Source organism: Streptomyces sp. NPDC088354, assembly GCF_044753585.1.
Taxonomy (GTDB): Bacteria; Actinomycetota; Actinomycetes; order Streptomycetales; family Streptomycetaceae; genus Actinacidiphila.
Genome location: NZ_JBIVNJ010000134.1, coordinates 1 through 2,421, shown reverse-complemented (window position 1 = coordinate 2,421; position 2,421 = coordinate 1). Strand labels below are relative to the sequence as shown.

General features: G+C 70.4%; 1 protein-coding gene. It reads left to right on the top strand.

The features are described from left to right. The first annotated feature begins 578 nt into the window (after positions 1–578). Positions 579–1,988 carry a DUF2637 domain-containing protein gene (locus ACIP98_RS42230; protein WP_401982181.1) on the top strand — a complete coding sequence of 470 codons (1,410 nt, stop codon included), beginning with the start codon at positions 579–581 and terminating at the stop codon, positions 1,986–1,988. Positions 1,989–2,421: the final 433 nt, after the last annotated feature.

The following is a 2,421-nucleotide window of genomic DNA, read 5'->3' as shown; positions in this document are numbered from 1 at the left end:
CCGCAGCGATCTGGCACAACTTCCAGACCGGCCAGGCGGTCAGCCGCTCACTGACCGCCTTCGACCACTGAACGCATTCGGACAGACTCGTCTAGGCGGCGGTACGAGCGCCGCAAGGAGGCACTCGCTGATGGACTCCGCTCCGTCGGAGCAGACATAAGCCCACGACCAGCCGGTCGACGGGGACCACCGCAGCTCCGTACTGATCGTCCGGTCCTCCTCGGCGTCGTACGTGCCGTCGAGGAGAAGAATCGTCGCTCCGAAAGCAGACGGACCGCCACCCTCAGGGAAGCGTGCATACCACACGTTCGGCGATGCGAGCCGTCCCAACTCGGAGACCACGGCATCGATGTACGGAGCGTAGAAGGGCCGGTCCATGCCTCGGTAACGGCACGGCACGCTCCAAGGTTGCGTTCCGCCCGGCAGTCGGACTGCCGCACCCGGCGGTGCGCCCTCGCGGCATCTGAGTCAGCTGTCTCGGCATCGTGATGCTCAGGGGGTGAACCCTGCGACCCCATCGTGAGAGTGTTGACCCTGGCTACAGCGTGTGACAGGAGATTCAGGAGGGGCCGCCGGTCGTGGAGGGGGCAGAACAGGACACCGAGCAGCTGGGGCGTACCCAGCGGATCCTGATAGGCGTCGTGGTGATCGGCGCGGTGGTCATCGCGGCGATCGGGTTCGCGGGCTCGTACGCGGCGGTGCGCGAACTCGCGCTCGCCAAGGGATTCGGCGCTTTCGCCAACGTGCTCCCGATCGGTGTCGACGCCGGGATTGTGGTCCTGCTCGCGCTGGACCTGCTGCTGACCTGGCTGCGCATCCCCTTCCCGCTGCTGCGCCAGACCGCGTGGCTGCTGACGGCCGCCACCATCGCCTTCAACGGCGCGGCCGCCTGGCCCGACCCGCTCGGCGTCGGGATGCACGGCATCATCCCGATCCTCTTCGTGGTCTCGGTGGAGGCGGCCCGGCACGCGATCGGCCGGGTCGCCGACATCACCGCCGACAAGCACATGGAGTCGGTGCGCCTGGCCCGCTGGCTGCTCGCGCCGGTGCCGACCTTCCGCCTGTGGCGCCGGATGAAGCTGTGGGAGCTCCGCTCCTACGACGAGGTCATCCACCTCGAGCGCGAATGCCTCATCTACCAAGCCCGGCTCCGCGCCCGGTACGGGCGGGCCTGGCGCCGGAAGGCCCCCGTCGACGCCCTGATGCCGCTGACGTTCACCCGCTTCGGCATCCCGCTCACCGAGACCGCGCCCGCAGGACTGGCCGCCGCAGGCATCGAACTGCCTCCCGCGCCGCAGCGCCCGCCCACGACGCCGAGCAGTTCTGCTCCGCTGCCCGGGCCTGAGGCGGAAGTCGAGGTCGAGGTCGAGGACACCGTGGTTCGGCTGAGGCCGCACCGCGCCGAAGCTGTCCCCGAGCCGGTCGCGCCGGCGCTGACCGCGGCCGCTGCGGAGGGCCAGGTCCGCCGCGTCACCGTCACGGTTGCGGTACCCGAGGCAGCCCCGGAGACCGCACCGGAAGCCCTGCAGCAGGCCGAGCCGGCCACTCCCGCTCAGCCTCCCGCGCCCGAAGTGCCCCCGACCGACGGGGTAGCCCCGTCGTTGACGAGGGTCGACGGGTACTACCGGGTCTGGGACCGGTACCGGCGCGCGCAGGGTCTGGCCATCACCGACGACAAGCTGACCGACAAGGTGCTGTCGGCCCATCTGGCCACGCTCGGGCTGACCGGCCGTGGCGGCGCCCCGGTCAGCCCCTCCACGCTGCGCCGTTACCTGCCGGTGTTCAGGATCTACGCCGTGTGGAACGAGCACCTGGAGGACCACGGCGTCGCCCCCGACGAATTCGTGCTCGCGAAGCTGCTCGCCGACCGGGCCATCGTCGGCCAGTACAACGCCGTCTACACCCCGGGTAAGTTGGCGCCGCTCGTGGAAGACTTCCCGCGCCGCCGCGCTGCACTCGCGGCCGACCAGATGCTGAGCGACGCCTAGCGTCGAACACGCATTTGGCGGGTGTGGTGCCGGTCACTTACAAATGACCCAAGGGTCATAAAAGCGACGCATCGGAGGAAGCACCCCATGACAGACGGGGCACGCCCCGCTCCCCGCGCCAATACCGCCTTGGCCCGCGACTGCGAACACTGCCGCGGATGGGGAACCATCGTCACCGACCTCGGCCACCACGAACTGTGCCCGCGCTGCCAGCTCGCGGACGAGCAGCAGCCCATCCCAGCACCAGCGCAGAAACCCGACCGCCCGCCGGCCGGAGCCCGCTACGCATCACCGGGCCGGTGGGCGGCGGGCCGCGGGCCGCCGCCCGGGCGCGCGGGCGGGCGCCGCGCCAGAAAAAAGAGATAGTGGGGGCGGTCCGCCCCAGTCAGCGGCGGCCCGCCGCACTGGAGGGGTTAGATGATAAGACACGACG